Origin of the sequence: Mesorhizobium sp. M0800, from assembly GCF_040320095.1 — a bacterium.
In the GTDB taxonomy this organism is placed as follows: domain Bacteria; phylum Pseudomonadota; class Alphaproteobacteria; order Rhizobiales; family Rhizobiaceae; genus Mesorhizobium.
Map to the genome: position 1 here is coordinate 110,975 of NZ_JAMYOZ010000012.1, position 25,076 is coordinate 136,050.

General features: G+C 60.5%; 28 protein-coding genes and 4 pseudogenes. 18 read left to right on the plus strand and 14 right to left on the minus strand.

The features are described 5' to 3' along the window. Positions 1-197: 197 nt before the first annotated feature. From NKI18_RS16815 to NKI18_RS16830, 4 genes are all read left to right on the plus strand, one after another. On the plus strand, positions 198-1,268 hold the full coding sequence (locus NKI18_RS16815) for an NAD/NADP octopine/nopaline dehydrogenase family protein (RefSeq protein WP_352622691.1): 1,071 nt from the start codon (positions 198-200) through the stop codon (positions 1,266-1,268). A gap of 142 nt (positions 1,269-1,410) precedes the next feature. Next, a complete protein-coding gene (locus tag NKI18_RS16820; protein WP_352622689.1) occupies positions 1,411-1,692 on the plus strand; it encodes a metal-sensing transcriptional repressor in 282 nt (93 codons plus the stop codon). Positions 1,693-1,702: 10 nt separating this feature from the next. Beyond that, the gene (locus tag NKI18_RS16825; RefSeq protein WP_352622687.1) at positions 1,703-3,037 is read left to right on the plus strand and encodes a cation diffusion facilitator family transporter; all 1,335 of its coding nucleotides are present in this window, start codon (positions 1,703-1,705) and stop codon (positions 3,035-3,037) included. Positions 3,038-3,061: 24 nt separating this feature from the next. Next, on the plus strand, positions 3,062-3,496 hold the full coding sequence (locus NKI18_RS16830; protein ID WP_352622686.1) for a YqaA family protein: 435 nt from the start codon (positions 3,062-3,064) through the stop codon (positions 3,494-3,496). A 210-nt stretch (positions 3,497-3,706) separates the two neighbouring features. Here NKI18_RS16830 and NKI18_RS16835 read toward each other — a convergent pair. From NKI18_RS16835 to NKI18_RS16850, 4 genes and pseudogenes are all read right to left on the minus strand, one after another. Further along, positions 3,707-4,480, minus strand: a pseudogene (locus tag NKI18_RS16835) (TSUP family transporter). Positions 4,481-4,704: 224 nt separating this feature from the next. Continuing rightward, a pseudogene (locus NKI18_RS16840) lies at positions 4,705-5,564 on the minus strand (DUF1259 domain-containing protein). 66 nt (positions 5,565-5,630) lie between these two features. Next, positions 5,631-6,101, minus strand: coding sequence for a chromate resistance protein ChrB domain-containing protein (locus tag NKI18_RS16845; RefSeq protein ID WP_352622635.1), 471 nt, complete (start codon positions 6,099-6,101; stop codon positions 5,631-5,633). Continuing rightward, the gene (locus NKI18_RS16850) at positions 6,098-7,072 is read right to left on the minus strand and encodes a Fe-Mn family superoxide dismutase (RefSeq protein ID WP_352622633.1); all 975 of its coding nucleotides are present in this window, start codon (positions 7,070-7,072) and stop codon (positions 6,098-6,100) included. The genes NKI18_RS16845 and NKI18_RS16850 overlap by 4 nt, the downstream gene beginning before the upstream one ends. 112 nt (positions 7,073-7,184) lie before the next feature. On the opposite strand from NKI18_RS16850, the gene NKI18_RS16855 reads away from it, so the two are divergent. The 4 genes from NKI18_RS16855 (at position 7,185) to NKI18_RS16870 (ending at position 11,584) form a co-directional block, all read left to right on the plus strand. Next, positions 7,185-8,162, plus strand: coding sequence for a chromate resistance protein ChrB domain-containing protein (locus NKI18_RS16855; protein ID WP_352622632.1), 978 nt, complete (start codon positions 7,185-7,187; stop codon positions 8,160-8,162). 17 nt (positions 8,163-8,179) lie between these two features. Then, positions 8,180-9,592 (plus strand): chromate efflux transporter, encoded by a 1,413-nt coding sequence (chrA, locus tag NKI18_RS16860; protein ID WP_352622637.1) that lies wholly within the window; start codon positions 8,180-8,182, stop codon positions 9,590-9,592. 3 nt (positions 9,593-9,595) lie between these two features. Continuing rightward, on the plus strand, positions 9,596-10,915 hold the full coding sequence (locus tag NKI18_RS16865) for an MFS transporter (protein WP_353020065.1): 1,320 nt from the start codon (positions 9,596-9,598) through the stop codon (positions 10,913-10,915). Positions 10,916-11,062: 147 nt separating this feature from the next. Then, positions 11,063-11,584, plus strand: a complete 522-nt coding sequence (locus NKI18_RS16870) for a hypothetical protein (protein WP_353020067.1) — start codon at positions 11,063-11,065, stop codon at positions 11,582-11,584. Here NKI18_RS16870 and NKI18_RS16875 read toward each other — a convergent pair whose 3' ends face one another. Further along, positions 11,585-12,166 carry a TetR/AcrR family transcriptional regulator gene (locus tag NKI18_RS16875; RefSeq protein ID WP_353020069.1) on the minus strand — a complete coding sequence of 194 codons (582 nt, stop codon included), beginning with the start codon at positions 12,164-12,166 and terminating at the stop codon, positions 11,585-11,587. 150 nt (positions 12,167-12,316) lie between these two features. Between NKI18_RS16875 and NKI18_RS16880 the strand changes: the two genes are divergently transcribed. Both NKI18_RS16880 and NKI18_RS16885 read left to right on the plus strand, forming a co-directional pair. Continuing rightward, a complete protein-coding gene (locus tag NKI18_RS16880; RefSeq protein WP_353020070.1) occupies positions 12,317-13,201 on the plus strand; it encodes a class I SAM-dependent methyltransferase in 885 nt (294 codons plus the stop codon). A 135-nt stretch (positions 13,202-13,336) separates the two neighbouring features. Continuing rightward, positions 13,337-13,528 (plus strand): annotated as a pseudogene (locus NKI18_RS16885) (DUF1007 family protein); the annotation flags it as partial. A gap of 88 nt (positions 13,529-13,616) precedes the next feature. Here the strand turns inward: NKI18_RS16885 and tnpA are convergent. Continuing rightward, positions 13,617-13,979, minus strand: a complete 363-nt coding sequence (gene tnpA / locus NKI18_RS16890; RefSeq protein ID WP_352621733.1) for an IS66-like element accessory protein TnpA — start codon at positions 13,977-13,979, stop codon at positions 13,617-13,619. A gap of 392 nt (positions 13,980-14,371) precedes the next feature. Here tnpA and NKI18_RS16895 point away from each other — a divergent pair. Next, positions 14,372-14,581 (plus strand): annotated as a pseudogene (locus NKI18_RS16895) (biotin/lipoyl-containing protein); the annotation flags it as partial. Positions 14,582-14,748: 167 nt separating this feature from the next. Beyond that, positions 14,749-15,204 carry a Ros/MucR family transcriptional regulator gene (locus tag NKI18_RS16900; RefSeq protein WP_352621735.1) on the plus strand — a complete coding sequence of 152 codons (456 nt, stop codon included), beginning with the start codon at positions 14,749-14,751 and terminating at the stop codon, positions 15,202-15,204. A 352-nt stretch (positions 15,205-15,556) separates the two neighbouring features. Here the strand turns inward: NKI18_RS16900 and NKI18_RS16905 are convergent, their stop codons facing one another. The 5 genes from NKI18_RS16905 to NKI18_RS16925 form a co-directional block, all read right to left on the minus strand. Beyond that, positions 15,557-15,811 carry a DUF982 domain-containing protein gene (locus tag NKI18_RS16905; RefSeq protein WP_352621737.1) on the minus strand — a complete coding sequence of 85 codons (255 nt, stop codon included), beginning with the start codon at positions 15,809-15,811 and terminating at the stop codon, positions 15,557-15,559. Between the two features lie 245 nt (positions 15,812-16,056). Continuing rightward, positions 16,057-16,320 carry a hypothetical protein gene (locus NKI18_RS16910; RefSeq protein WP_352621738.1) on the minus strand — a complete coding sequence of 88 codons (264 nt, stop codon included), beginning with the start codon at positions 16,318-16,320 and terminating at the stop codon, positions 16,057-16,059. 270 nt (positions 16,321-16,590) lie between these two features. Then, positions 16,591-16,932, minus strand: coding sequence for a hypothetical protein (locus NKI18_RS16915; protein WP_352621740.1), 342 nt, complete (start codon positions 16,930-16,932; stop codon positions 16,591-16,593). Between the two features lie 28 nt (positions 16,933-16,960). Further along, positions 16,961-17,170: a hypothetical protein gene (locus NKI18_RS16920; RefSeq protein WP_352621742.1), complete on the minus strand. Its 210-nt coding sequence runs from the start codon at positions 17,168-17,170 to the stop codon at positions 16,961-16,963. A gap of 11 nt (positions 17,171-17,181) precedes the next feature. Next, positions 17,182-17,361, minus strand: a complete 180-nt coding sequence (locus NKI18_RS16925) for a hypothetical protein (protein ID WP_352621744.1) — start codon at positions 17,359-17,361, stop codon at positions 17,182-17,184. Between the two features lie 379 nt (positions 17,362-17,740). On the opposite strand from NKI18_RS16925, the gene NKI18_RS16930 reads away from it, so the two are divergent. The 3 genes from NKI18_RS16930 (at position 17,741) to NKI18_RS16940 (ending at position 19,095) form a co-directional block, all read left to right on the plus strand. Continuing rightward, on the plus strand, positions 17,741-17,878 hold the full coding sequence (locus NKI18_RS16930) for a hypothetical protein (protein WP_352621746.1): 138 nt from the start codon (positions 17,741-17,743) through the stop codon (positions 17,876-17,878). A 141-nt stretch (positions 17,879-18,019) separates the two neighbouring features. Further along, entirely contained in the window at positions 18,020-18,682 is a 663-nt protein-coding gene (locus NKI18_RS16935) for a nucleotidyltransferase domain-containing protein (RefSeq protein WP_352621748.1), read from the plus strand. Then, positions 18,679-19,095, plus strand: a complete 417-nt coding sequence (locus tag NKI18_RS16940; RefSeq protein ID WP_023722279.1) for a hypothetical protein — start codon at positions 18,679-18,681, stop codon at positions 19,093-19,095. Before NKI18_RS16935 ends, NKI18_RS16940 begins: the two co-directional genes overlap by 4 nt. Positions 19,096-19,136: 41 nt before the next feature. Here NKI18_RS16940 and NKI18_RS16945 read toward each other — a convergent pair whose 3' ends face one another. Continuing rightward, positions 19,137-19,466 carry an FCD domain-containing protein gene (locus NKI18_RS16945; RefSeq protein WP_352621750.1) on the minus strand — a complete coding sequence of 110 codons (330 nt, stop codon included), beginning with the start codon at positions 19,464-19,466 and terminating at the stop codon, positions 19,137-19,139. Positions 19,467-20,326: 860 nt separating this feature from the next. Next, the gene (locus tag NKI18_RS16950) at positions 20,327-20,641 is read right to left on the minus strand and encodes a hypothetical protein (protein WP_352621752.1); all 315 of its coding nucleotides are present in this window, start codon (positions 20,639-20,641) and stop codon (positions 20,327-20,329) included. Between the two features lie 448 nt (positions 20,642-21,089). Between NKI18_RS16950 and panB the strand changes: the two genes are divergently transcribed. Both panB and panC read left to right on the plus strand, forming a co-directional pair. Then, positions 21,090-21,926 (plus strand): 3-methyl-2-oxobutanoate hydroxymethyltransferase, encoded by an 837-nt coding sequence (gene panB, locus NKI18_RS16955; protein WP_352621754.1) that lies wholly within the window; start codon positions 21,090-21,092, stop codon positions 21,924-21,926. After that, a complete protein-coding gene (panC, locus tag NKI18_RS16960) occupies positions 21,923-22,882 on the plus strand; it encodes a pantoate--beta-alanine ligase (protein WP_352621756.1) in 960 nt (319 codons plus the stop codon). Before panB ends, panC begins: the two co-directional genes overlap by 4 nt. Positions 22,883-23,022: 140 nt before the next feature. Here the strand turns inward: panC and NKI18_RS16965 are convergent, their stop codons facing one another. Continuing rightward, positions 23,023-23,703: a GntR family transcriptional regulator gene (locus tag NKI18_RS16965; RefSeq protein WP_023678676.1), complete on the minus strand. Its 681-nt coding sequence runs from the start codon at positions 23,701-23,703 to the stop codon at positions 23,023-23,025. Positions 23,704-23,943: 240 nt separating this feature from the next. Here NKI18_RS16965 and NKI18_RS16970 point away from each other — a divergent pair, with 240 nt between their 5' ends. Continuing rightward, positions 23,944-25,071, plus strand: a complete 1,128-nt coding sequence (locus NKI18_RS16970; RefSeq protein ID WP_352621758.1) for a sugar ABC transporter substrate-binding protein — start codon at positions 23,944-23,946, stop codon at positions 25,069-25,071. Positions 25,072-25,076 lie beyond the last annotated feature (5 nt).

Consider the following 25,076-nt stretch of genomic DNA (forward strand, 5'->3'; position numbering starts at 1 on the left):
AAGCCCACAGAGCGTCGCCGGCCGTCTCGGCCGTGTGGCTCGAACGCGTTCCAGCTGAACCCCATGGATGACGATTTCATGGGTAGCCAGGCTCAAGGAAGCGATAGGTTTCGATCGAGTTGTGCCTGCCTGCTGGGCATGCATGCAATGGCGATCGCCGCGCTGCGATACATAAAGACTGGAACAGGAGAAATCCTATGAGGGTGAGTATTCTGGGGGCCGGCGCAATTGCTTACGGCCTTGCTGCCTACTTGGCGGAGGCGGGGCACGATCCAATGCTTTGGTCGCCGTCGGGAGAGCGCACCAAGGCACTGGCCACCGGCGAATCGCTAACGGCTACGGGCGCTATCGAGGCAACGGTGTCGGTGCGTATCGCCAAGGATTGTAAAGATGCCATTGACAATGCGGACGTGGTGATGATCGCGCTGCCGGCTTACGGCCACAAGATGGTGATGGATGCTGCCACTCCTTATCTGAGCGAGGGTGTACCGGTCATCATCAGCTCGCATAGTTCTTTCGGGGCGCTGTATCTCTCCAAGCAACTGGCAAAGCGCAAGGTCAGCCTGCCGATCGTCGTCTGGGGCACAACGCTCGTGACCGGCCGCCAGCTCGGACCGACTGAAATCGATGTTGTCACCGTTCGCCAGAAGCTTGATGTTGCGACGCTGCCTTTCGATGCGCTGGACCAAGGATTCGAGCTTTGTACGGCCCTGTTCGGCGATCGTTTCGTCAAGCGCGACGGCCTGCTTGCGATCGCGCTCAGCAACCTCAATCCGCAGAACCATCTGGGGATTGCCCTTCTCAATCTCACACGCATGGAGAAGGCCGAGCAGTGGAGCCAGGGTGGAAACGTCACGCCGGCCGTCGGACGCTTTGTCGAGGCTCTGGACGCCGAACGATTGGCGATCGCCGCCCATTTTGGAATTGCCGTGCGCACAGTTGAAGAGCATTTTTCATTGTCGTTTCACGTCCCCATTGGCACCGTTTCGGAAATGAACCAGGAGATGGATCGCCAAGGCCGCGGCGGCTTCGGCCCGTCAACTATCGAAAGCCGCTATGTTCTCGAGGACGTTCCTTTCGGGCTGCTACCGACGGTACTTTTGGGGAAGATCAGTGGAAATCCAGCGATCCTCCATGAGTCTGGAATCAACATATTCTCGGCAGCCTATGGTCGCGATCTCAAGAGAGACAACAATATCCTTCCAGCACTCGGCATCGAAGGACTGGCAAAAGCGGATATTGAAAACCTTTGCCGTAAGGGATTTTGACGAGACAAAGAGCTGCGCCGCTGATCCGATTCGGCATGAGCGGCGACTATTCTCCAAATCCTAACGAATGGTTGTTGCTTAAACCAGAATCGAGGCCGCTCTGAGGCTTGTCATATCCCCTCCAGGAGGATAGTATCAAGATATGAGCCAGCAATCTCACGTCCACGAAACCCACCCCGATATCGTCAAGCGCCTGAAACGGGCCGACGGACATCTCAAGGGCGTCATCGAAATGATCGAAGCGGGTCGGCCCTGCCTCGACCTTGCCCAGCAGCTTCATGCTGTCGAGAAGGCCATTTCGCAAGCCAAGAAGACCCTGATCCAGGATCATCTCAACCATTGCCTTGAAGACGTCGTCGGGCCGCTGGCGCGCGAGCAGCGCCGCTCGATCGACGAGTTCAAGGACATCACCAAGTACCTGTGAGAAGCGCCAGATGGACAAAGTTCGCGATTGGTTCGGGTTTGGCCCGATGACGCATGGCATGGGCGGCCACGGACATGATCACGGTGATGGCGGCCATGGCCACACACACGGCGTCATCGATCCGACGATCGCCACGACAACGCGCGGCATCTGGGCGATCAAATGGTCATTCGTCGTTCTGGCCATTACGGCAGGGCTTCAGCTCGTGGTAGTGTTCCTCTCCGGCAGCGTGGCGCTGCTGGCCGACACGATCCACAATGTCGGCGACGCGGTTACTGCTATTCCGCTGTGGATCGCGTTCGTGCTGGCCCGCCGCAAACCGAGCAAGACGTTCACCTATGGCCTGGGCCGGGTCGAGGATCTGGCCGGGATCGTCATCGTTCTCATCATCCTCTTCAGTGCCATCGTCGCTGGCTATGAGGCGATCGACAGGCTGATCAATCCGCGTCCTATCGCATTTCTTGGCTGGGTCGCCATCGCCGGCCTCATAGGCTTCATCGGCAATGAAGCGGTCGCCGTATTTCGTATCCGCGTCGGGCGAGAGATCAACAGCGCTGCGCTGATCGCGGACGGCTACCATGCTCGCACCGACGGCTTTACCAGCTTGGCGGTCGTGCTGGGCGCTATTGGCGTATGGCTGGGCTTTCCGCTTGCCGATCCGATCATAGGACTGCTGATCACCGTGGCGATCTTCGCCATCGTCTGGCAGTCGTCGAAAGCCGTGTTGACGCGCATGCTCGATGGTGTCGAGCCCGCCATCATCGACGAAATCCATCATGCCGCCGAGCATGTGTCGGGCATCGGGCGCGTTGAAAGCGTGCAGGCACGCTGGATCGGACATCGCCTGCATGCCGACGTCGCCATCAGTGTTCCGGAGATGGCGACGGCCAAGGACGTGCTGGGCGTAACCGATGCCCTCAAGCAGGAGTTGTTCGCCCATTTGCCGGCGTTGGTGGAAGCCAATGTCCGCCTGTTGAGCCCGGCCGCGCCGGCCGTCACTGGCGCGGAAACCTCTCATGCTCACCATCATGCGCCGGAGCCCTTTAAGGTCGCCTGCGGTCTGGCTGCGGGGACGTTGGAAATCGTCGACACACCGGCCGGCGAGCGGATACGGCTGACCATCGATCGCCACGCCGACGATCTGGCAGCGACGGTGATCATCGACCGGCCCGGCGGGCCGGAGACGCTTCGCCTCGAACCTGTCGGCGACAACCATCACCGCCTTGAGAGCACCGTCGCCCCTGCCGAACCGCATGAGTTCCAGGCAAGTCTGGTGCTGACCGCGAAAGATCGCGAACAGGTGCTGCCGTTCAAGATGGTCGAACCCGAAGGTCACCATCATTAGGTCGACTGGCGGATATGCGGTTCAATGACCGATCTCGCGGCCTATGCTGGTCTGTTCCTGGCGGCCTTGCTCGCCGCTACGATCCTGCCGATGCAATCGGAAGCAGTGCTGGTCGGGCTGCTGCTTGCGGATTACTCGCCCTCGCTGCTCATTGGAGTCGCGAGCGTCGGCAACGTGCTTGGATCGGTGATCAACTGGCGGCTCGGGCGAGGCATCGAGCGCTTTCGGGGCCAACGGTGGTTTCCGATGAACCACGCGCAACTCGAACGCGCGCAAATGTGGTATCGGCGCTATGGAAAATGGTCGCTCCTGCTGAGTTGGCTGCCGGTTGTCGGTGATGCCCTGACTGTCGTCGCGGGCGTCCTGTGCGAGCCTTTTCGGGTTTTCCTTTTGCTGGTCACTGCCGCCAAGGTCGGCCGTTATCTTGTTCTTGCCGCCGTGACGCTGAGCGTGATCTGACGTCGCGAACCTTCTCGAAGCTGAGCTGGTTAGGTCGGCTGGTTCGAAGGAACCAGCCCAAGAGCCCGTCTGATGCACGCGGACGGGAAGCCTAGCTCTTTTTGACGGCGACCTTGTCGAGGGCTGCGCGCAGGCCTTTCGCCAGCTTCTGCGCATCGCGCGACCGGCCAACCAAGCTACGGCGCAGCGCTCCAGCCAACAGCGACATTGTTAAGACATTCCCGTGGCCGCGCGCCAGGCCTGCATAACGAAGCTGTGCTGGTTCCAGATCATCAGCGCTCCACTCACAGCCATGAGCGCGACCACAAGGCCGCGGAATTGTCGTCCACTCAGGCGTTCGAGCCAGGGCTTGGCCAGCAGATTGGCAAGCGCAGCGCCCAAACCCGCGGCTGCGCCGTACATGGCCGCCTGACCACCGAGCGCGCCGAGTCCGGTGAATACCGCGACCTTGACGACATCGGTCACAAACGAGTTCACGGATTTCGTGGCGACCAACGTCTCCTTCTCCGAACCGAAGTTCAGATAGAGCGAATTCAAGACGGGTCCCACCGTGCCCATCAGCGCCGACAACAGCGCGACGATCAGGCCGGCCGGCAGGAACCACTAGCGGCGGGCTCGGTAGCTCCGCTCGCGCGCGCCGCCGCGAAATTCCCAGACTGCACTGATCAGATAGATCCCTATGAGTATCTGGAGCCATTCCGCCCGACTGTTGGCGAAGAGCCAGGAGCCCGCCGCGGCACCGGCGATGGCGCCGGGCAGGTACCAACGGACCAGGCTCCAATCGATGTCGCGCCGGAAGGCCAGGGCGCGGATGGGATTGCCGATGAGCTCGGTCAAGGTGATGACCGGCGCAACCGCCGCGGCCCCTGTGATGAAAGTCACGGCGGGGATCAGCAATAGACCTCCGCCTCCGGCCGAGAGGGTGTTCAGTGTCCAGGTGAGGAACCCCGCCAACGCCAGGAGGCCTAGTCTAATCCAGTCCATCCGATCAGAACGAAGCGGGCCTTTGATCGTTCCGAACGCGTCGGTTCGCAAAAGCCCGGGCCGCCCCTTGAGTCTCGTGTGCGATGGAAAGGTGGTCTCTGGCGCAATGCTGGTGGCAGAAAGACGCCGTGCCAGCGAACCATTCCCGAGGCGGCGGGAAGAAGGCCGACGATCCCTCCGAGCCGGCCGAACTCCGCCGTTGGACGCGCGCGCGGACGCCCAATCTAGCTCTTTTTGACGGCGACCTTGTCGAGGGCTGCGCGCAGTCCTTTCGCCAGCTTCTGCGCATCGTCGTACGCCCAGAAATGCATGAAGAAGAGCCGCGGTTGCTCATCGAGCATGTGGCTATGCAACGCGGTGATCTCGATGCCGTTGTCCTGCATGGCTTTGATAACCTGATTGACCTCCTTTGCTGTCAGCACAAAATCACCCGTGATCGCCGCCTTGCCGCCACCTGTCGATTGGAAGTTAATCGCTATTGCCGAGCCCATGGCCGCCGGCACTTCCATTCCATTTTCCTCGACCGGCTCAGCGCGCGAGATCGTGAACTGGTAGACCGCGCCATTGGCCTTACCCTTATAACCGATGGTTTGGTCGACACCGGCCGTGTCGAACTCGATCTGTGGTGCGGCTTGCGGCTGGGCGCCGCCTCCCATCGGTGTTTTGCTCAGCGCCAATCCGGCATGAAGCGCTGTGGCGAGCGTAACCGGGTCGCCCTGGCCGAAGACGTGCATGTAGAGTGTCATCGGCTCCGCGCGCAGCAAGTGGTTGTGTACCGCAGTGATCTCGATCCCGCTTTCTTCAAGCTTCTTCATACCGGGTTCACCTCGTCCTGCGTCAGAACGATGTCGCCCATGACCATTGCCTGGTTCCCCATTGGTTCGAAAGCGATCCAGCCTCCAAGCGCAAATCCGGGTTTCAGCGCCACGCCGTCGAGCGAAACCTTCAGGTCCGTTCGCGGCAGCCCGACCCTATAGACGCCATCAGGCGTCTCGGTGCCGGATTTGCCGAGCGCCTGTGCGATTGTTTGCCAATCGGGTGCCGCCGATGCCGGTTGGAGCAGCGCCGACATCGCAATCAGCATTGCTCCGGTCACGAGTTTTGCATGCATGGGGTTTCTCCTTGTGATCTGCCCCCATTGCCCATTTCGTCATGCGGCCGCCGGCTTGATGGCGGGTGGCCAGCTATGCGTTTCCGCCTTGCGGCCCGAAGCCCACGCGTAGAGCGCGTCATAGATGACGAAGCCGTGCTTCAGCACCTCGTGGTCGTCAGGCGTCAGGTCCCGCAAACCCATGGAGATCGCCAGCAGCCCCGCCGACTGTGGCGTGAGATCGTGCCGGTCCGTGTCGGCACCGCGCACTATCGCGGCAATGGTCACGATCGCCGGGTCGCGCTCGAGGCCGTATTTCGAAACGAAGGTATCGAAACTGCAGCCGTCGCCGACATGGGTGAATTCGACGCCAGGCACGTCGTACGGCGTCGCGCCCGTTTCCTGGGCGACACCGACCACTTGATCTGGCGGCACGAAGAGGAACTCAGGTTCCTTGTCGATAAAGCGCGCAATCAGCCAGGGGCAGGCGATGCGGTCGATGACCGGACGTTCTCGGGTAACCCACTTCATGACGCAATCCTTTCTTCGCTCATCACCAGAGGGACAGTTGGCGCGCCGATCGCATGCCAGGCGGCAATGCCGCCTGAAAGCGCGCTTGCATCGACGCCGCGGCGGCGCAGTTCGGCAACGGCATCACCGCTGACCTGGAAGCCATAGACGCAATAGACGATGACCGGTCTGCCCTTCGGCAGTTCACCCGCCCAATCGGCGATCTTCTCGGGTGCTCGCAGCTTGGCCCCTGGCAGCATATCGCTGCGCTTTGCCAGATCCTCGGCGAGGCAGACGTCGAGCACTACGAGATCTTCTCCTCGATCGAGGCGCGCCCGCAGTTCCTCCGGCGCGATTACTGGAACCGTGTCGTCCGATGCCGATCCTGTTGAAGGATCACGCTGCGCGACGGTTCGGCGGTGGCGGGCAGCCACTCGTTCCCAATGGATGTTCTTCATGAAGGCATCGACATAGGCGCCGGCCTTGGTGCCGAAATCCATGTGGTAGGCGTGCTCGTACATGTCGAGCGCAAGGATCGGCATGCCGCCGGCGAGACAGTTGGTGTGATCCGCCGCCCATTGGATCGTCAGCCGATCGCGGCGCTCCGACCACACCAGCAGGGTCCACCCCGAGCCTCCGGCCTGCGCCTTGGCACAGGCCATGAACTTGGCGCGCCAGGCGGCCACGCTGCCGAAGTCGCGCTCCAGCGCTGTGGCGAGATCGCCTCCGGCATCGCCGGAGCCACCGAGCCCATCGAAATAGATCTCGTGCAGGATCGCTGAATTGGCGGCGACCAGTTCCTCGCGCTTCAGACCGTTGATGTCGAAGACTGGCGCCGCGCCCCAGTCGAGCCCGTCGAGCCGCTGTTCGATGGCGTTGAGGCGACGAACGGCACCCCCGTAGTTGTTTTCGTAGTGGCTTGCCAACAGCCGCTCGGAGAGGCCGACGAGCCGAGGCGGCTTGAACGGCAGCGGCATGATCTGGTGTGGCATCGGTTTCCCCCCCGCTCTGCGGCACGGCCCATCCGTGAGGAGGCGAACGCTATGCCTGAATCGAATATGATACAAGTGTTGCATTTGGCTTTGTTCGTGATACGGTTCACTTATGAGTGAGGGGCAATCACAGGAGCAGCGCTGGCTGCTCCTGATCCATCAGCTGCCAAGCAAGCCCGCCTACTTCCGGGTGAAGATCTGGCGACGTTTGCAAGGTATCGGCGCGGTCGCAGTCAAAAGCACCGTTTACGCCCTGCCGGCCAATGCCGAGATGCAGGAGGATTTCGAATGGCTTCTCAAGGAGATCGTCGCTGGCGGCGGCGAGGCGATGATGTGCGAGGCGCGCCTCGTCGATGGTTTGTCCGACGTGCAGGTCCGCGCGCTGTTCGACGCCGCCCGTGACGCCGACTTTGCGGAGATCGTCGAGGAAGCGCGCGATCTGGCCGCAGCGATCAAGACCGACGCGACATCGGAAAAACATGCGGAGGCGCGTCCGCAACTCGGCCGCTTGCGCAAGCGGCTCGCCGAAGTCGTGGCGATCGACTTCTTCGGCGCCAGCGGGCGGCTCGCCGCCGAGGGACTGATCGCCGAGCTCGAGGCTCAGCTTATAGAGGACAAGGCCATGACCAACGAACCGAAGAAGGCGGCCGAGCCGGGTGAGCTCAAGGGCCGGACCTGGGTCACGCGCCGGGACGTGCATGTCGACCGCATCGCCTGCAGCTGGCTCATCCATCGCTTCATCGATGCCGATGCAACGATCCGCTTCGTGGCGGGCAAGGGATACGCGCCGAAGGAGGGAGAATTGCGCTTCGACATGTTCGAAGGCGAAATCACCCATGAGGGAGACCGCTGCAGCTTCGAGGTGCTGCTCAATCGTAGTGGCATAGTCGACCCGGCGCTGCAGGCCATCGCCGAGATTGTCCACGACATCGACCTCAAGGACGCCAAGTTCAGTCGCGAGGAAACCACCGGCATCGCCAGCCTGATCGCCGGGATCGCCATGGCCAATGCGGGAGACGAGCAACGGATCGCCGAGGGCGCTTCGGTGTTCGACAACCTCTATCGATATTTCCGCTCGAAACGAGGGTGAAGAAAATGAACGAGCCGATGAGGGTGAAGAGTATCGACTCGGCAACAGCTCCGCATGCGGGCATACCCGCCCACGGCATTTCGTTCGGAGAAGCTACTCGGGTTTGGGCGCGTGTCGCCGCGTTGAGCTTCGGCGGCCCGGCTGGTCAGATTGCCGTCATGCACCGGATCTTGGTCGAGGAAAAGCGGTGGATCGGTGAGACGCGGTTCCTGCATGCGTTGAACTACTGCATGCTGCTGCCGGGCCCGGAAGCCCAGCAACTCGCTATCTATATTGGCTGGCTCCTGCACAAGACCAGAGGTGGGCTGGTGGCGGGCATCCTCTTCGTGCTTCCAGGTGTTATCACCATCATGGCGCTGAGCTGGATCTACGCGCTTTTCGGCCATGTCGGCGCAATCCAGGCGTTGTTCTTCGGGCTGAAGGCCGCTGTGCTTGCGATCGTGCTCGAGGCTGTCGTCCGCGTCGGCAAGCGTGCGCTGAAGAACAACGTTATGATCGGGCTCGCGGCGGCGGCTTTCGTGGCCATCTTCTTCTTCCACGTGCCCTTTCCGCTGATCATCCTCGCCGCCGCAGTCATCGGCTTTGTCGGCGGCCGCGCGAGACTGGCTCCGTTCCTAACCGGCAATGGACACGGCAAGATCACAGGCAAACAGGTGGCTGATGCCGATACCGCGCTCGGCGAAGACGTGCCTGCACACGCCCGACCGTCCGTTGGCTGGGCGCTGAAGATCGCCTCGGTGTTTCTGCTGCTGTGGCTCATACCCGTTGTCAGCTTGCTGGTGTTTGTTGGCCCCGGCAACGTGTTTAGCGACATCGCCTTGTTCTTTTCCAAGATGGCGGTCGTAACGTTCGGCGGGGCCTATGCGGTCCTCGCTTATGTCGCGCAGCAGGCCGTCGATACTTACGGTTGGCTCAAGCCCGGTGAGATGTTGGACGGGCTTGGGATGGCCGAGACGACACCCGGCCCGCTGATCATGGTCACCCAGTTCGTCGGATTCATGGGCGCATTTCGTGCGCCGGCTGGCCTCAATCCACTGCTCGCAGGCACGCTTGGCGGTCTCCTGACGACCTGGGTTACCTTTACGCCTTGCTTCCTCTGGATCTTTCTCGGCGCACCCTTCATCGAGGCGCTCCGCGGCAACAAGGCCCTCTCGGCTGCCCTGGCGACCATCACGGCAGCAGTGGTCGGTGTTGTCCTGAACTTGGCGGTGTGGTTCGCGCTTCACGTCCTGTTCAGCGAGCTGCGTGAGGTCAGCTGGCTTGGCATGACGCTGGACGTTCCCGTGTTCAACTCCATCAACCTGCCGTCTCTGGTGCTGACGCTCGGGGCGCTGCTCGCGGTATTCCGTTTCAAGATCGGCATGATCCCTGTGCTCGCGACATGCTCGATCCTCGGCGTGCTCTATGGTGTTGCAACGGGATCGATCTAAGCTGTGCCGCGGGCGCAAACCCCTCTGCGGCAGGAGGCATCCCTGACAGCCCAGACGCCGACGAATGCTTCGCGCGAACCAGCGGTCAAACAGCGGTTTTCGCTGCTGCCTGCCGGTGCCAGGCCGGCAGCTGCCCTTCTGTTGATTTCCAGGGGATTGAGGGCATTCGGCGACGGACTCGTCAGTCTTCTGCTTCCCGCCTATTTGGCCACACTTGGTTTCAACGCTTTCAAGATCGGGATTCTCACGACAGCGACGCTCGCGGGTTCGGCGGCGCTCACCTTGACCGTCGGGTTTGTCGCACACCATTTCTCTCGCCGCTCCCTGCTGATCGCAGCTGCCCTCCTGATGGTCGTCACCGGGATCGCCTTCGCGTTGGTTCAGGATTTCTGGCCGCTGCTCCTTGTCGCATTCGTCGGAACGCTGAACCCATCCTCTGGCGACGTCAGTGTGTTTTTGCCGCTGGAGCATGCGCAACTCGCCCATAGTGTCACTGACCGCGACCGCACCGCGCTCTTTGCACGCTACAGCCTTGTCGGCTCACTTGTAGGGGCGGTCGGTGCTCTGGCGGCCGGAGCCCCTGACATTCTCCGACGGGTTGTCGGCCTGGATATCAAGCAAGCTCTCCAGATCGCCTTCCTGCTTTATGCCTTTCTGGGACTAGGAGCGCTGCTCCTTTATCGGAAGCTGCCGGACGAGCCGATCGATGAGAGTGCGGTACCGGCGGAACCACTACGCAACTCTCGAACCATCGTCCTCACGCTCGCTGCGCTTTTCAGCCTTGACGCTTTTGCGGGCGGTTTCGTGGTTCAGTCATTGTTGGCTCTTTGGCTTTTCCAACGGTTCGGCCTATCGCTCGCCGCGACGGGCGCAATCTTCTTCTTGACGGGTATCCTTTCGGCTGGGTCTTATCTGGTGGCCGTCCAAATCTCTAAACGGATCGGGCTGGTGAACACGATGGTGTTCACACATCTGCCATCCAGTCTTTGCCTTTTGCTCATTCCCTTCATGCCGAGCCTCGGTCCCGTTATCGTACTTCTGCTGATCAGGAGCGCGTTGTCGCAGATGGATGTGCCGACCCGCACCTCCTACGTCATGGCCGTGGTATCGCCTGGTGAGCGGGCCGCAGCTGCGAGTGTCACCGCTGTCCCGCGCAGCCTCGCGGCAGCCGCCAGCCCGATGCTTGCCGGCTCGCTGCTCGCAATGTCCGGTTTCGGTTGGCCGCTGCTGATCGCCGGCGCCTTGAAGATTGTCTACGACATGCTTCTGCTTGCGATGTTCCGCAAGGTTCGCCCGCCGGAGGAACGGTGGGAAGGTTTGTAGCAGCTCCCGACATGCCCGAGCCAACATGAGCGGCGCGCGCCCCACGTCATTCTGCAGGTCGAGGCCTTGGCCACCGCTTGACCAGGGTACCAATGGGTCCATCTTAATCGTACCGGTACTCGCTCTTCAGCGCGAGGTGGAACTGATATGTGGAAAGCCCTCTTGGCTTTTGCGCTCGCAGGCGTCTGCCTGATGCCGGCGCATGCCGACAATGTCGATCTGGCGCTAGAAGCTTTTCACGAAACCTGTCTTGCCCATGGTCCAGACTTCGAGCGAACCGCCGCAGTGGCCAAGACGCGTGGATGGACACCGCTATCCGGTGACGCAGCGCTTACTCCAGTCGATGACGTGGATGCCTTTCAGGGATGGACGGTGACTGGCAATGATCTACCTGCCGGAACCATGATCGCGGTGACTAAAGCCACCTTAAGCGGCAAGGCCGTGCAGACCTGCTCCATCAGGCTGTTCGACGTCGACCGCGCGACATTCGAACAGCGTTTCTTCGCCCGGACGGACGCCGAAAAGATCAGCGAGGACCGGAATGGAGATCAGGTCTCCAAACTTTATGTATTGATTGCAGGCAACCGAAAACAGCTTGTCCATTTGACATCGCCGGTCGACATGGGGCGATCGGATTCGATCATTGCAAGCTCGATAGCCGACGACTAGTCAGGCGCCAATGCCTTTTCCGGCCATCCTCTGGAACAGGTCGTCTGCTTGTGCCGGTGAAAGGTTCATGTCGGTGGCGACCCACCAGGCGAGGACCGCAAGAAATGCCCCGGCGATGAACTGAATGGTGAATTCAGCGGGCAGGCCGCGATCGCCGATCCGTTTCTCGACGAGTTCTTCCCGGACGGCTCGCCGGATACGCTCGCGCAATTCGTCGTGGATCGTATCGCCGCTGCTTGCAAGCAATACGTGGTGAAGCGGTCGGAATGCATGGGCGTGCTCGAACATGGGTAGGCTGAACTCGAACAGGCGGCTACCTGTTTCTTGACTTGCCGCCTCGCGCCTGCGGCCTATCGACCGCAGATGCGCCTCGATGGTCGCGCTGCGCAGAGCATCCTTGTCGGCATAGTGGGTATAGAAGGTCGACCTGCCGACATTGGCCCGCTGGCAAATGTCGTCGACGGTGATGGCAGCATATCCCTGCTCCGGGATCAGGGCGATGAGCGCGTCCTGCAGCAGGCCGCGCGTCCGCGCGACGCGTCGATCGATCGTGTTCCGCTCGCCCGCTCGTTCGATTTTCATGGCCATGGCCCCCTGCAGTGCCCGGTTTCGGACATTCGGCGGTCCGGTGTCCGACAACAGCATTTCCAGACATTGTGTCCATTATGATACGCCAAGTCCAGGAGCTCAAATCGGGTTTGGGCACGCCGCAATGCCAGAAGGTCGCCAGACATGCACTCATCTGATCATCACGCCGGTAACGGACCGCATTCGCGCAAGAGGGTGATAGCGTTGGCCCTGCTTGCCAAGCTGTCGCTGGTCGCCGGCTTCCTCGTCCTCGCCGAATTGGGCATGGGCCATATTCAGGCCGGCGCCTGGACGGCGGCATTCCACGGCCTCGTCCTTGCGGTGATCGCGGGATTGGCGCTGTGGGGCAGCCTGCGTCACAGGGGGCTCGTCGGCAACGGTGCGCACGGCGCGAGCGATAGGGGCATCGGCATCGTCTTGCACCGGGCGGCGGCCTATGACTTGTTTGCGCGCGTTCTGACCTTCGGGCGCGAGGGCCGCTTTCGCGAGCTGATGCTTCGCCCGGCAAAGCTCCAGCCCGGCGAAGCGATGCTCGATGTGGCCTGTGGAACGGGAACCCTTGCCATTGCCGCGAAGCGGCTGGTCGGTTCGGACGGAAGCGTCACCGGCGTCGATGCGTCGGTCGAAATGGTTGAGAGGGCGCGCGCCAAGGCCGAGCAGTCCGGTCTCGATCTGACTTTCGTCAACGGGACGGCGCAGCAGCTTCCCTTCCAGGACGCGCAATTCGACATCGTCGTCGGCACGCTGATGCTGCATCACCTGCCGAAGCCCGTTCGATCGGCCTTCATCCGCGAGGCAGCACGCGTCTTGAAGCCCGCAGGCCGGCTGTTGCTCATCGATTTCGGCAGGCCCATGCGCAAATCCAGATTGCCCAGGCTTCACAAGCATGGTCATGTCGATATGCATTCGGTCGCCTCGCTGTTGACCGAGAGCGGATTCCAGGTCAGCGATATCGGCGCCGTCGGAACCAAGAACCTGAACTATATTCGCGCAACGATGAACAAGGACCAGCCAGGCCAGGCGTCGTGATCATGCTCAGACGCTAGTTGCATGACGACCTGTTCTGGTATGTCCCATTTCGGCCTGCTTGCAATGGCAGGTGTCCTGCCTGATCCGGAATCGACGATCGAAATGTGAGCGAAAAATGCGACTGACAGGCATGGTATCAGGCGCGGCGTGCTCGCTTCCGCCGCGGCGGCGAACGCCCATCCGCATGTGTTTGCCGAAGCGAAGCTGGACCTGACCGCCGGTCCAGACAGGGCGGTCAAGTCGCTTCGGCATTCCTGGCGTTTCGACGACCTCTTTTCCAGCACTGTGCTGATGGAATTCGACAGGAATTCCGACCTTGTCCTTGATGCCAATCTTGCTGGGGTTCCTTCGGCAACCATTTCGGTCGCCAATAGAAAGCGCCGCGGCGAGCTTCTCGCCGCAATGCAGGCGTCATTCATGGTGAATGCGAAACGCCCAGCGCCTTCACCATCGCCGCCGCCAGTGTCGGCGGCGTGGTCAGCGGAATCCGCAGCCGCACCTTGCCGGCGACCTCCAGCTCGATCACCGCTGGTGGCGCCGCCGGCCGCGAAACGGCGACAGGCTCATCGGGAGCCACGACAACTTCGGCAAAGCCCGTCTCGCGGGCTCTCACCGTGCGGCGCCACTTATAGATCAGGCTGGTCGCGACATCGTACTGACGCGCCACCGCCGCCACTGTGGCCCCGGGCGCGAATGCCGCGGCCAATATCCGGCACTGATCCGCTTCACTCCAACGCCGACGCCGCTCCGGCCCGGTCAATAACGTCACATGGCTCATGCTGTGCTGCTAACTCCGCTCGTAAGGACGACTTTAAGAGCGCAGCCTCGCTACCGTGCCATCCTCTCGCAAGGCGGCCTTCGCCCGAGGCGTACCCTAACAGTGCATTTTGAATTTTGCTCCATGACCGCAAGGCGACGGCTGGATCGCATGTATCGACAGGTACTTTTTCGCGGTGAAGGTAGAGTCGAACGCGTAAACGCCGGCCTGACCTAATGAGCTATGATGGGCCCGTTGGAGAAACTGGGCGCCGCATCCAGGCACCCATGGCCTGCATGCTCGGCGGCGATAGGGCCCCGGAGATTGCCCGCGTGGCATTTCTCAGCGCCGCCAAGGAAGCGAAAAGCTTGAACGCCTGACATCTCCCGAATGCACGTTGCCATCCTGGGCTGTGTTCGCGTGTCGGCGCGCCGAGGCCTGGCGTCGTCTCGGCGCTCTCGGTCGCTGGCCTCCAGGCGATGAAGGCCGGCAATCTGCTTCTTTCGATCGAAGCGATGAGATGGAACGGCGCTGCATGCCGAGCGCGACAGCACCATCGCCGAAGTGCAGATCAAGGCCGGCGACCAGACAATGCCAACGATCTGCTGATCGCATTCGGGTGAATGAGGGTGCTACACCTGAAGGGAAATCGGCCACACACACGCATGGCGCAGGAGATGACCAGCACAGTCGACCTTGGAGTAATCTAGCGTCAAATAATCATTGTTTGCAATTGCGCAGGCCGAATTTTCCAAATAGGAACGCCGGAGATCAACACGGAACGATTTTGATGGATGAAGCAATTGGGCAGCGAAGGGCTGATCTGCTAGGGATGACAGCAGATATCGTCGCAGCCTATGTCCAGAGCAACGCAACGCCCGTGGCGGATCTGCCGAATTTGATCGCCAGTGTTAATTCTGCGTTGTCTGGCCTGGCTGAGTCGGTCGCTGCACCATCGCCAATACTTACGCCCGCGGTAAATCCTAAGAAGTCGATCTTTCCCGAATACATCATAAGCCTTGAGAACGGGCGCAAGTTCAAGTCGATGAAGCGCCACCTGGGCTTGCTTGGCATGACCCCTGATGAGTACAGAGCCAAGTGGGGTTTGGCGTGGGACTATCCTATGGTAGCGCCCAGCTATGCGGCTCAGCGGTCTGCGCTTGCCAAAGCTGCCGGTCTCGGCCGCAAGCCGGTTGCCAAGACGCCGCCAAGGAAAGCACCAGCAAAGCGCAAGGCCAAAGCCTGACAGTGCACGACGTTCGGGCCATGCCGTCAGGTCTAGATGGTCTAGGTGGCCTGGCTGGGAATGAGCTGCCTGGCTTCGCGGTTCAGTAAGCGCCGCTCACGCCACAACACAAGCTTCAGCACGGCTTGCGTCTTCACGTCCTCGTATCCTGATGGGGCAGGAGAGGTCGATCAACGTGCGATCGACAAGTCGAGCCGATACATCGTCGCCCTCGACAGACAATCAAATAATATCGATAAAATCGCACTACATCGATACGTCACGCTCTGCTCGATGCCACAAAGCAACAAAGCCGCTGAATCCAGCAGCGCTCCGTGCTTCAAGGGCATGCACATACGGGTGCTGGGTAAGCCTAAATTTCTTCCGCGAGCAATATCCTGGCCTCCTTGGCAGCAGCGATGAACGCCTGGCGCGCTATCCTTGGTGGTTTTTCTCCACGGATTACGGCAAGGCATGCTTCGATTGCCGCGAGCCGCGACTTGCCTTCCGGCCTCGGCCAATCCCTCAGCAGAACTTCGGCCGCGTCGGATACCGACGCAACAACTCTGTCGCGATCGATCCGGCCGGGTTGAACGACGACGGGCTTTCTGAAACGTCTCGTACGCACGACAGCCTCCAAGAACAAGTTATGTTAGCTTCTGCGGATCCTTTGCGCCACATCAAACGCCCGCAAGTAACTGAAGGCATCCGCTTGGCCCAGAAGCCGCCGCCGCGACGCTGGCCAGTGCTTCAGCCGTCGGGCTTGGCCCCGACTTCGAAGAGCGCATCGCCAATAGCGGCGTTAAATGATCCACAAATACCCAGTGAAGGGGAGTTCTCCGAACACCGCGAAATGGAATCTCGGGGCTGAATTTACTCCATATCCGGCACGTCACCGCAGGTGAATAGCACGGTCGGCGGGCCATAGTCGCCAATAGCCGGGTCGGCGTCGCGGCTCCATGCGATTACGCCAACGTGCTTCCCTGCGAGCGCCTGACCGGTGCGGATGGCGCGTTCCTCGCTTTGCTGATCGGCGGGACCAAAGGCGGGAAACAGTTCGCCGTCCTCGCCACGATCGAACGCCACGACGACGATTAGCTTGGGCTTCTTTGGACCGGGCAGAATATGATCAGACATGGCGTGAACCTATCACATGACCGAGGATTGAGTCGCGTTCGAGACTTGGGAGGTGCGCGTGCAAGAGCACCGTTTTGAGGAGCCTTTGCGCGTTGCACTCGGCAGGTCGCGGCGGGTTTTGGAAAATCAGCCAAAGCCTCGGCCAGAGCGTTCGCTCCCTGAGGCGCAGCAGGATGCTGTCGAGAATGATCACCCCCATGCCGACGATAGAGAGGTGACCGCGATGATCGCCTCAACCAGCGCGTTAGGGCAACCGTCGATCATTCGACCTCATTGTCCTCCATTGGCGGTCGCCCGGCCGCTTCTACGTCGGGCTTGTCCGATAGCCAGATTTACAGGGCCGCTTCGGTTGGTGGGACCAATTGCAACAGTACCGATTATGGGCACCATCGGCGGCTCCCGATGTTGTACTTTCTTCTTTGCTTTCAGCTCAGCGATTTCCTCGTCACGTCTAACAATGCGGCTTTCCAGATTGGCGAGACGTTCGGTTAGCAAGTAGCGGCCAACGACAAATCCGCCTCCTCCCATCAGAACGGCAAACGTGGCAAAGGCGGCCGGGTTCGCCAACACCAGCACCACGTTGACTTCTAGAAAAGTGATAAGGTCCTGCATGGTCTGTTTGCTCTGGCCTCCGCCGTGATCACCCCAACACAGGTGGCGTGTCGTTGTAGCTGACCTGCACCAGCTCCGGGTGTCGGTAAGCGAGGGTAAGTATTTGGGTCTCAAGCTCGCAGTTGTAGGCCATGAGCGCCTTGACGGTCTCCAGGCGACTCTCGTAGCGGGCGATGAGCTTCTCCGCCTCCGAGTGCAGTTCGGCTTTAGCCGCCGCGTCCAGGTGCATGATGCTCATCGGGGTCCCTCCTAACATCTTGCCCGACGCCGAGCCGAGAGTTCGTCAAGGCGATCGTGAAGGTGGCCATTGAGTACGATCATTTCCTTGAGCGCCTTCACCGCGTCGCCCTTGTGCTGGGCAATGAATTTGTCGGCGACGGCCTGGAGGGCTGCTTCTTGGCGGCTGTCCAGTGTCACGATGTGGTCCATGGCGATTGCTCCAAACGTTCCTGGCCACAGAGAACAAAAACGGAACAAAAGAGTCAAGGACTAAGTGACTCAGCGAGGAATAGGTTCGTATTTATTGACGGCACGTGAGGCAGTGCTCACAGCCATGGAGAGCCGCATGGGCAGACGAAAAAGCCGGTATGACAGACTGTTTGCTCGGGACGTTGAGGGGATCATAAGGGAAGCACTAAGCCTTCGCGAGGTGGCGCTTTCGGCGCAACTCAACCTCAAAGCGAATGGTTGGGCTGGTCGACAAATTGCACGAGGTGTTGGCCACTGTCGCGGAGAAGGAGCCTAACTACCGCATGCCGAACCTTGGTCTCCTACCGCTCTCGGAGGACTACTCCACGCGGAAATGACCATGGCCGGGCCGATGGAGTGCGTATGGCGTGCCGCCAAGGCCAACATGCTGCTCATCGTCGAGTGCGGCCACTGCTACCATGTCGGCCGCTTCAGGGCCAATGACGTGGCCACATGGTCGGCTGGAACAAGCCGCTAAAACCCATCAGGTCCAGATGCAAACGTGGCGCAGCAACCGTCCAGGATTCAGACAACAGGACGTTCGTTTAGAAAACAAAACATCCGATTTGATATCCGACGAGTGATGTGCTATGAGTCCACAGCAGAGGGAACTTGCGCCATGGCACGCTCGACCGCTCAAAGCGCTTTGCGCTATCCACTCACCATTATGCTCGGCACCGAAGCAAGCGTAAGATTGCTCCGGGAATTGTCGCGCCACGGCGGCTTGCTTTCTTCTCCATTACTTGCGACTCGTAGCGGGCTTGCAAGGGCAAGCGTGTGGTCTGCTCTCGCAACCTTGGAAGGGATTGGCATCGTATCTTCAGAGGGAACGGGCAGGGCTCGTCTTTACCGGTTGAATGATCGCCATCCGCTGGCAACATCACTGGAAGCCCTCTTCGAGCAGGAGGCGCTTCGGTATTCCAATATTCGCGCCGTAATCACTGAGGCGGTCTCCGCAGTTCGGCCGAACGTACTCGCGGCCTGGATTTACGGCAGCGTAGCGCGGGGCGAGGACCGTCCAGACAGCGATCTCGACATCGCAGTGGTTACGCCATCCGAAAAGCTAGAAAGCGCGCTCCAAGAAATCCGTGAGGCACTGGTGACCCAAGGTCAAAAGCTTGGCTTCAATCCCTCGGTCGTGGGACTCACTCCGGAGGATGTGGCAAGGCTGTCGAGCACGCGAGACCCGTGGTGGGGCGGGGTCGAAGCCAATGCCCTGCTCGTCTTGGGTTCACGCCCGGACGATCTCGCAACAAAAACTCGCCGGAAGGCGTTGGCATGACCAGAAGAGGTGCGACGAAAGCAGTCGAGACAGGCTTTGGCGAGGGGCGATTGCGCATCGCCCGCTCATATTTGAAGGCTGCCCGTTTAGAGGTGGCAATGTCCGGAACGGGTGACATCGGAAATCCGGCTATGTCGCAGATCGTGAATGCGGCAATAGCATACGCCGATGCGCTCACTGCCCGATTTGCAGGAAAGATCAACCGCGCGGATCATGCGGCCGTGGTGAAAACCATGCGCGACGCGCTTGGAAATCGCCTTCCTGCAGCGCAGGCCAGCAGGTTGCGGAGCATCCTCGATGAGAAGGACGAAACTCAATACGGAATCAGGGCAAAATCATTACCCGAAGCGGAGAGCTTGCTCGACAAGTTGGAAAAGTTCGCGGAGTGGGCGGAAAAAGAACTGGAAGTCTGATCAGCAATGGAGGCGGCATGTCGCTTATGGCGACCTGAATGTTACTTCAGCAGTTTGATCAGCACTGTGAAAGCCGCGTCGATGTCAGCGCGAACCGCGGCCCGGACCGCTTTCGCGTTGCGGTCTCGCAGGGCTGCAAGCATCTGCTGATGGTGCTGGTTGGCGGTCGAATAGTTTCCGGAATCGTGCAGCATGTTGAAATAGGGACTGATCTGCAGCCACAGGTTCTCGATGATGTTGAGCATGTTTTCCGAGCCCGCGGCTCGACAGATGGAGAAATGAAAGGCGTAGTTAGCCCTGAGGTAGGATCCGGAGTGGAACAGCGGGTTTTGACGAAGGTTGGGCACCAGCAAAAAACGTAGGTGAAGCATGGCTGCTCATCAGGAAAGCAAGGACCGCACTGAGCGTACGGCACGGGAGGCAAAAACGGCCAGACTACGGGAACAGCGGCTGAAGACTGGGACTGCTATGCAAGAGCGGAATGATGAGGGCGCGAACCGTCAACACAGCGACGCCGCAATCGGTGACGCCTATTTTGTTGGCAGTTAGGGCCTCGTTAGCTCCCGGGCCTGCTCCGGGGACAAGGCCGAATGGGTCAAGCCCGACCTTGTCGGTCGGGTGAAATTTTGCTGCTCAATTTCCTCGATTAGACCTGACTGCCTTTAGCAGTTCGCGCTCATCAGTGTGAGCATTTCGAAAAGTCGCCACTACCGTTTCCGCCAGGATTTTGCCCTGTTGGCTTAAAGGGTCGAGGTCTTCGTCTGCGCAAATCCGATCGAAAACGCGCTGGCAAATAGCCAAATCATGAGGACTAAGGCAGGTGCGATTGGTACGCTGGCGCTGCGGCATGTGCGAACCCTCAGGCCCGCTGCCCGTGCAGAGCAGCGGGCCTTTACAGCCAGACTGGAGAACGGAGGAGAGTTCAGTCTCGCGCAAAAAAACGTTTGATGTAGAGTGCTTGTTCCCGGCTAACGAAGTTGGTAATTTTCGTACAGTGCGCCACCTGGGGCGATTGCCTTCCCGCCAGCAGTTAGCCGTTCAACTGTTTCAATGATAGCCTTGGCAAGCGCCTCACCCTCATGCATGGGCTCTTGGCCATAAGAGCAGGAAGACAGCCTCCTCGATCGGCAGCACGCCGGCCGGCAGGTCTCCTCGATGCCACGCGCACCAGAGCAAGGACGGCCAGGCCTTGCGGACTTGTCTTCGGCATCGATGGTTTGATCTGCGTTCGCTAATCCGCCTCATCTCTGAGCGACATCTTTTTGCGGCGGACAGGCGTCCAGTCGGTGATCGTATCGGCATCCACGGTGATTAGCCCGCCAGCTTTCACGGTCACCCTTCGATTTTCCTCGTCGACCCGCGTGACCTCGCCAGTGAGCTGGAGCTCGTCACCTGGTTTGGACTTTTTAGGAGCAGGGATCGAATGCGGAAAACCATAGGAGGGGATGCTGACGACGCTAGCTCTTCCGTCGTCCAGGAGCTTCAGCACCGTCATGGTGATCGCCACCTCATCGCCGATATTGATGTCCGCAATTTCCCAAGCCATGCAGATGATTCTGGAGCGGCTTTGACGGTAGTCAAGGGATTGGTAATATGCGGAAAATGCCAACGCCGCCAGCGTGCACCTTGTTTTGGAACCGATTCGAACCAGCGATATTGATTCAAATCGTAGTGTCTGGAGTGCGGGCGCATGCTTCCGTCACAACGCATTTCGGGTAGGCTTGCAACCAAGGTCGCTTCTGGCGTGAACCGCCGTGCGGCAGTTAAACTGTTCGAGTTGAAAACGGCCGGAGCCCGATTGCTCAGCCGCTCAGCAACACGGTTGTCGCGCAGGATCACCGAAGCAGAGGAACGCTGGCCCTCTGTGTTTGCTTTGCGGAGAGCCTGCTTCGCGACGCACAAACTTTTCTGATGCAGTGCGGTTTTGGCCTTCGCACCTGCACAGAACTATGCAAAACCGTCACCGCTGGAACTTGACCCAAGGGAATGTGCCGATGAGTGTGGCGGTCGAAACAAAGGCGCTGACGCCGCCGGACATTGCGGCCCGAAAGCACAAGAAGCCGATTGTCTGCTTAACAGCGTATACAACGCCCGTTGCGCGCCTCGCCGATAGGCACTGCGACGTGGTCCTGGTCGGCGACAGCGTCGGCATGGTGCTTCATGGCCTGACGTCAACCCTCGGGGTTACGCTGGAGATGATGATCATGCACGGCAAGGCCGTGCGCCGCGGTCTTGAACGAGCGCTGATGGTCGTCGACATGCCGTTCGGCTCCTATGAGGAGGGCTGCGAACAGGCCTTTCGCAACGCCGCCCGGCTGATGGCGGAGACCGGATGCGCCGCGGTCAAACTGGAGGGCGGCGAGAGCATGGCTGACACGATCCGCTTTCTCACTGCCCGCGGCATCCCCGTCATGAGCCATGTCGGACTAACACCGCAAGCGATCAATGTGCTTGGCGGCTACAAGGTCCAGGGCAGGGGCGGAGACGGCGACAGAATTTTGCGCGACGCTGTTGCTGTTGCCGAATCCGGCTCATTCTCCGTTGTGCTGGAAAAGGTTGCCGAGCCGCTCGCACGAAGAATAACCGAGGAGGTTACGATTCCAACCATCGGGATCGGCGCCTCCGCCGCCTGCGACGGCCAGGTTCTGGTCGTCGACGATATTCTGGGCATGTTCACCGGTTTTCGTCCGAAATTCGTCAAGCGCTATGCCGAACTGGGCTCAGAGGACGAAGCCGCCATTGCGGCTTACGCGGCTGATGTGCGGGAAGGGCGCTTTCCGGCGGCCGAACATCTCTTCGCCGACGCACCGCAAGCCGGAGAAGCCGCGTGAGCGCGCCGATCGTCCGCACCATTGCCGAGCTTCGTACCGCTGTGGCGGGATGGCGCCGTTCCGGTCTCAATATCGCCGTGGTGCCTACGATGGGAGCCTTGCATGAAGGGCATTTGAGTCTCGTGCGTTCTGCGCTTCAAAAGGCCGATCGCGTGATCGTGACGCTGTTCGTCAATCCCAAGCAGTTCAACAGTGCGGCGGATCTTGCCGCCTATCCCCGCACGGAAGACGAAGACGCTGCAAAGCTCACGCGGCTGGGCGCCCACCTGTTTTATGTTCCGGATGCGACTGAGATGTATCCTGACGGCTTCGCCACGACCGTGTCCGTGTCCGGCGTCAGTGAAAGCCTGTGCGGTGCGTTCCGGCCCGGCCATTTCGATGGGGTGGCGACCGTCGTTGCAAAACTCTTCCTGCAGACCGGCGCTGATTTCGCCTTTTTCGGAGAGAAGGACTTCCAGCAGCTTCAACTTATCAGGCGCATGGTCCGGGACCTGGATATTCCGATCACCGTCGTCCCCTGTCCGACAATCCGGGAAGCCGATGGTCTCGCTTTGTCATCGCGCAATGTCCGGCTCTCGCCGGCAGAGCGCGCCGTCGCCCCAAGGCTAGCATCGGTCCTACTCGATACGGCGTCGGGGCTCTCGAACGGCTCTCCCGTCCTGCCAACGCTTGCCGAAGCGCGCGCAGCGATCCTGTCCGCGGGCTATCGCGAGGTCGAGTACCTGGAACTCCGTGGCGAGGCAGATCTGCAACCGATAGCAAGCCTGGATCGGCCGGCACGCCTGTTTGCAGCGGCCTGGCTCGGCGAGACGCGGCTCATTGATAACGTCAGAACACTGCCGTCTCCCGTTCTTGTTGACAAGCCGCTCGGGCATGCCTTCACCCGTGCCGACGGTCACACCGCAACGCCAGCGATTAAGGATGAGCTTGTAGGCTCTGGCAAGCGCTACCCCTGACCAACTCGGCCCTGTGAGCGCTGGATCGTCCCCTCTGGATGAATCACCGCAGCAGGGCGCTGGAAAATGTCCGCTGATGCTCGGCGGTTCGGTTGTGGTGAGCATCGCCGTCCTGCCATGTCGGGCTTGGCGACCTGCGACTATTTCAGCAGTTTGATCAGGACAGTGAAAGCCGCGTCGATGTCAGCGCGAACCGCAGCCCGGACCGCCTCCGCGTTGCGGTCTCGCAGCGCTGCAAACATCTCCTGATGGTGCTGGTTGGCGGTCGAATAGTTTCCGGAATCGTGCAGCATGTTGAAATAGGGACTGATCTGCAGCCACAGGTTCTCGATGATGTTGAGCATGTTTTCCGAGCCAGCGGCTCGATAGATGGAGAAATGGAAGGCGTAGTTGGCCCTGAGGTAGGATTTGACGTCGCCGGCGGCATTGGCCTGTTCGAGTGCGTCCAGATGCTGGCGCAGCAGCGCCACGCTGGCATCGTCCATTCGCTCGGCCGCCCATGCGGCGGCGATCGCCTCGATCTCAAACCTGACGTTCCTGAGATCGATGAGTCGCGCGCGGCTTAATGCGGGGATACCGATTGACCGGCCCGAAACCACCATCAATGCGTTGGCGGCGCTCAGACGCCGCAGTGCCTCGCGAACCGGCATCGGGCTGACGCCGAAAGCGTCGGCGAGGCTCTGCACCGTCACCATTTCACCCGGAACGATACTGCCGTCGAGGATCAACTCGGTGACGTGCCGGTAAACCCTGTCCTGCAGGGTTTCCCTGGAAAGCGGCGTGATCTCGACGCCCGGCTTCCTGAATGCCGCCCCAGCCATCTCTGCCTACCTTTCCCCATACGGCGACATACGGCGACGCTCTTGTCCTACCCGGCGCCTGTGCCCGGAATGCAAGGTTCGGATTGCCGCGTCAAGCGCCGGTCTATCCGGCTTTTACTTATTAGCTTTTCATCATTGATCTTTGATCAAATCATGATACGGTCAGCTGCATCGAATGACAAGGAGCACGTTTCGTGCCCTTGGGAGGCATTCGGTCGTCTGAACTGGGAGGAGTTTTGAATGGGTATCGGATCGAAAGCCCGGCGGTTTGCGCTGCTTGCCGGCATGGCTGTTTGCGTTCTTGGTACGTCCGCCGCCGAAGCGGCCGGAAAGCACAAGATATTTCTCAGCATGAGCTTCATCGGCAATGATTGGCAAGCCGAGGCTGCCAACATGGTCAAGGCGATGGCGTCGCACAAGAGCATGGCCGATAAGATCGACCTCCAGGTTCAGGTGGCGGGGCCGAACGCACAGCGCCAGATCCAGCAGATCAACGCCATGGTGCAGGCAGGCGCCGAAGCCATCGTGATCTTCCCGATCTCGCCGACAGCGCTCAACCAGGTGGTGAAGAACGCCTGCGACAAGGGCGTGAAGGTGTTTGCCTATGATGCCGAGATCACGGAGCCCTGCGCCTACAACGTCCATATCGACCAGGAAGAGGCTGGCCGCGTGACGGCGGAGTGGCTGGTCAAGAAACTTAATGGCAAGGGCAACATCATCGCGGTGACCGGCGTTCCCGGCACCTCGGTCGATGATCTGCGCACCAAGGCCGCGAAGGAGGTGTTTGCCAAGCATCCCGACATCAAGATCGTCGGCGAGGCTGTCGGCATGTGGAGCCAGGCGGTGGCCCGTACCGAACTTTCCAAGATATTGGCGACGCGCAGCTGGGACGACATAAATGGGCTGTGGATGCAGGTAGGCTGCTTCACCGCCAATTCCATGCAACTCGAGGCCGGCAAAAAGGTCAGCGAACTCCTGCCTTGCGCCGGCGAGGGTTCCAATGGCGGGCGTATCCAGATGCTGCCGGAGGGCACGGAGGTCGAGGGCGCGACGTCACCCTATGCGCCGCTTGGCGCCTCGCGCATTTCCTACGCGTCGCCGCCTTATTCCGGGGCGCTGGCCCTCAAGCTTGCCGTCGAGGCGCTTGAAGGCAAGGACGTTGCCAAGAAGACGATCCTGCCACTGCCGGTCGTCACCAACGAGACGATAAAGCTTTGTGACGAAGGCACCTGGGCGGAGATGAAGGCTGGTTGCAACGCGTTCAAACCGTCGCTGGTCTCCAACCCCGGCTGGTTCGCCTCGATCTTCTCCGACCAGACACCTGAAATCGGTCTCGCCGCCGCCCTTGTCGGCCAGCCCGAGGAGTAAGGCTC

Coding starts and splice junctions, on each gene's coding strand:
- NKI18_RS16820 (WP_352622689.1), top strand. CDS start 1,411: ATGAGCCAGCAATCTCACGTCCACGAAACCCACCCCGATATCGTCAAG.
- panB (WP_352621754.1), top strand. CDS start 21,090: ATGAGTGTGGCGGTCGAAACAAAGGCGCTGACGCCGCCGGACATTGCG.
- NKI18_RS16920 (WP_352621742.1), bottom strand. CDS start 17,170: ATGAGCATCATGCACCTGGACGCGGCGGCTAAAGCCGAACTGCACTCG.
- NKI18_RS16900 (WP_352621735.1), top strand. CDS start 14,749: ATGGATGAAGCAATTGGGCAGCGAAGGGCTGATCTGCTAGGGATGACA.
- NKI18_RS16970 (WP_352621758.1), top strand. CDS start 23,944: ATGGGTATCGGATCGAAAGCCCGGCGGTTTGCGCTGCTTGCCGGCATG.
- NKI18_RS16850 (WP_352622633.1), bottom strand. CDS start 7,072: ATGCCACACCAGATCATGCCGCTGCCGTTCAAGCCGCCTCGGCTCGTC.
- NKI18_RS16830 (WP_352622686.1), top strand. CDS start 3,062: ATGACCGATCTCGCGGCCTATGCTGGTCTGTTCCTGGCGGCCTTGCTC.
- NKI18_RS16875 (WP_353020069.1), bottom strand. CDS start 12,166: ATGAAAATCGAACGAGCGGGCGAGCGGAACACGATCGATCGACGCGTC.
- NKI18_RS16855 (WP_352622632.1), top strand. CDS start 7,185: ATGAGTGAGGGGCAATCACAGGAGCAGCGCTGGCTGCTCCTGATCCAT.
- chrA (WP_352622637.1), top strand. CDS start 8,180: ATGAGGGTGAAGAGTATCGACTCGGCAACAGCTCCGCATGCGGGCATA.
- NKI18_RS16930 (WP_352621746.1), top strand. CDS start 17,741: ATGGCCGGGCCGATGGAGTGCGTATGGCGTGCCGCCAAGGCCAACATG.
- NKI18_RS16945 (WP_352621750.1), bottom strand. CDS start 19,466: ATGCTTCACCTACGTTTTTTGCTGGTGCCCAACCTTCGTCAAAACCCG.
- NKI18_RS16845 (WP_352622635.1), bottom strand. CDS start 6,101: ATGAAGTGGGTTACCCGAGAACGTCCGGTCATCGACCGCATCGCCTGC.
- NKI18_RS16940 (WP_023722279.1), top strand. CDS start 18,679: ATGACCAGAAGAGGTGCGACGAAAGCAGTCGAGACAGGCTTTGGCGAG.
- NKI18_RS16910 (WP_352621738.1), bottom strand. CDS start 16,320: ATGTCTGATCATATTCTGCCCGGTCCAAAGAAGCCCAAGCTAATCGTC.
- NKI18_RS16950 (WP_352621752.1), bottom strand. CDS start 20,641: ATGGCTTGGGAAATTGCGGACATCAATATCGGCGATGAGGTGGCGATC.
- NKI18_RS16915 (WP_352621740.1), bottom strand. CDS start 16,932: ATGCAGGACCTTATCACTTTTCTAGAAGTCAACGTGGTGCTGGTGTTG.
- NKI18_RS16880 (WP_353020070.1), top strand. CDS start 12,317: ATGCACTCATCTGATCATCACGCCGGTAACGGACCGCATTCGCGCAAG.
- NKI18_RS16870 (WP_353020067.1), top strand. CDS start 11,063: ATGTGGAAAGCCCTCTTGGCTTTTGCGCTCGCAGGCGTCTGCCTGATG.
- NKI18_RS16925 (WP_352621744.1), bottom strand. CDS start 17,361: ATGGACCACATCGTGACACTGGACAGCCGCCAAGAAGCAGCCCTCCAG.
- NKI18_RS16825 (WP_352622687.1), top strand. CDS start 1,703: ATGGACAAAGTTCGCGATTGGTTCGGGTTTGGCCCGATGACGCATGGC.
- NKI18_RS16935 (WP_352621748.1), top strand. CDS start 18,020: ATGGCACGCTCGACCGCTCAAAGCGCTTTGCGCTATCCACTCACCATT.
- tnpA (WP_352621733.1), bottom strand. CDS start 13,979: ATGAGCCATGTGACGTTATTGACCGGGCCGGAGCGGCGTCGGCGTTGG.
- NKI18_RS16965 (WP_023678676.1), bottom strand. CDS start 23,703: ATGGCTGGGGCGGCATTCAGGAAGCCGGGCGTCGAGATCACGCCGCTT.
- NKI18_RS16815 (WP_352622691.1), top strand. CDS start 198: ATGAGGGTGAGTATTCTGGGGGCCGGCGCAATTGCTTACGGCCTTGCT.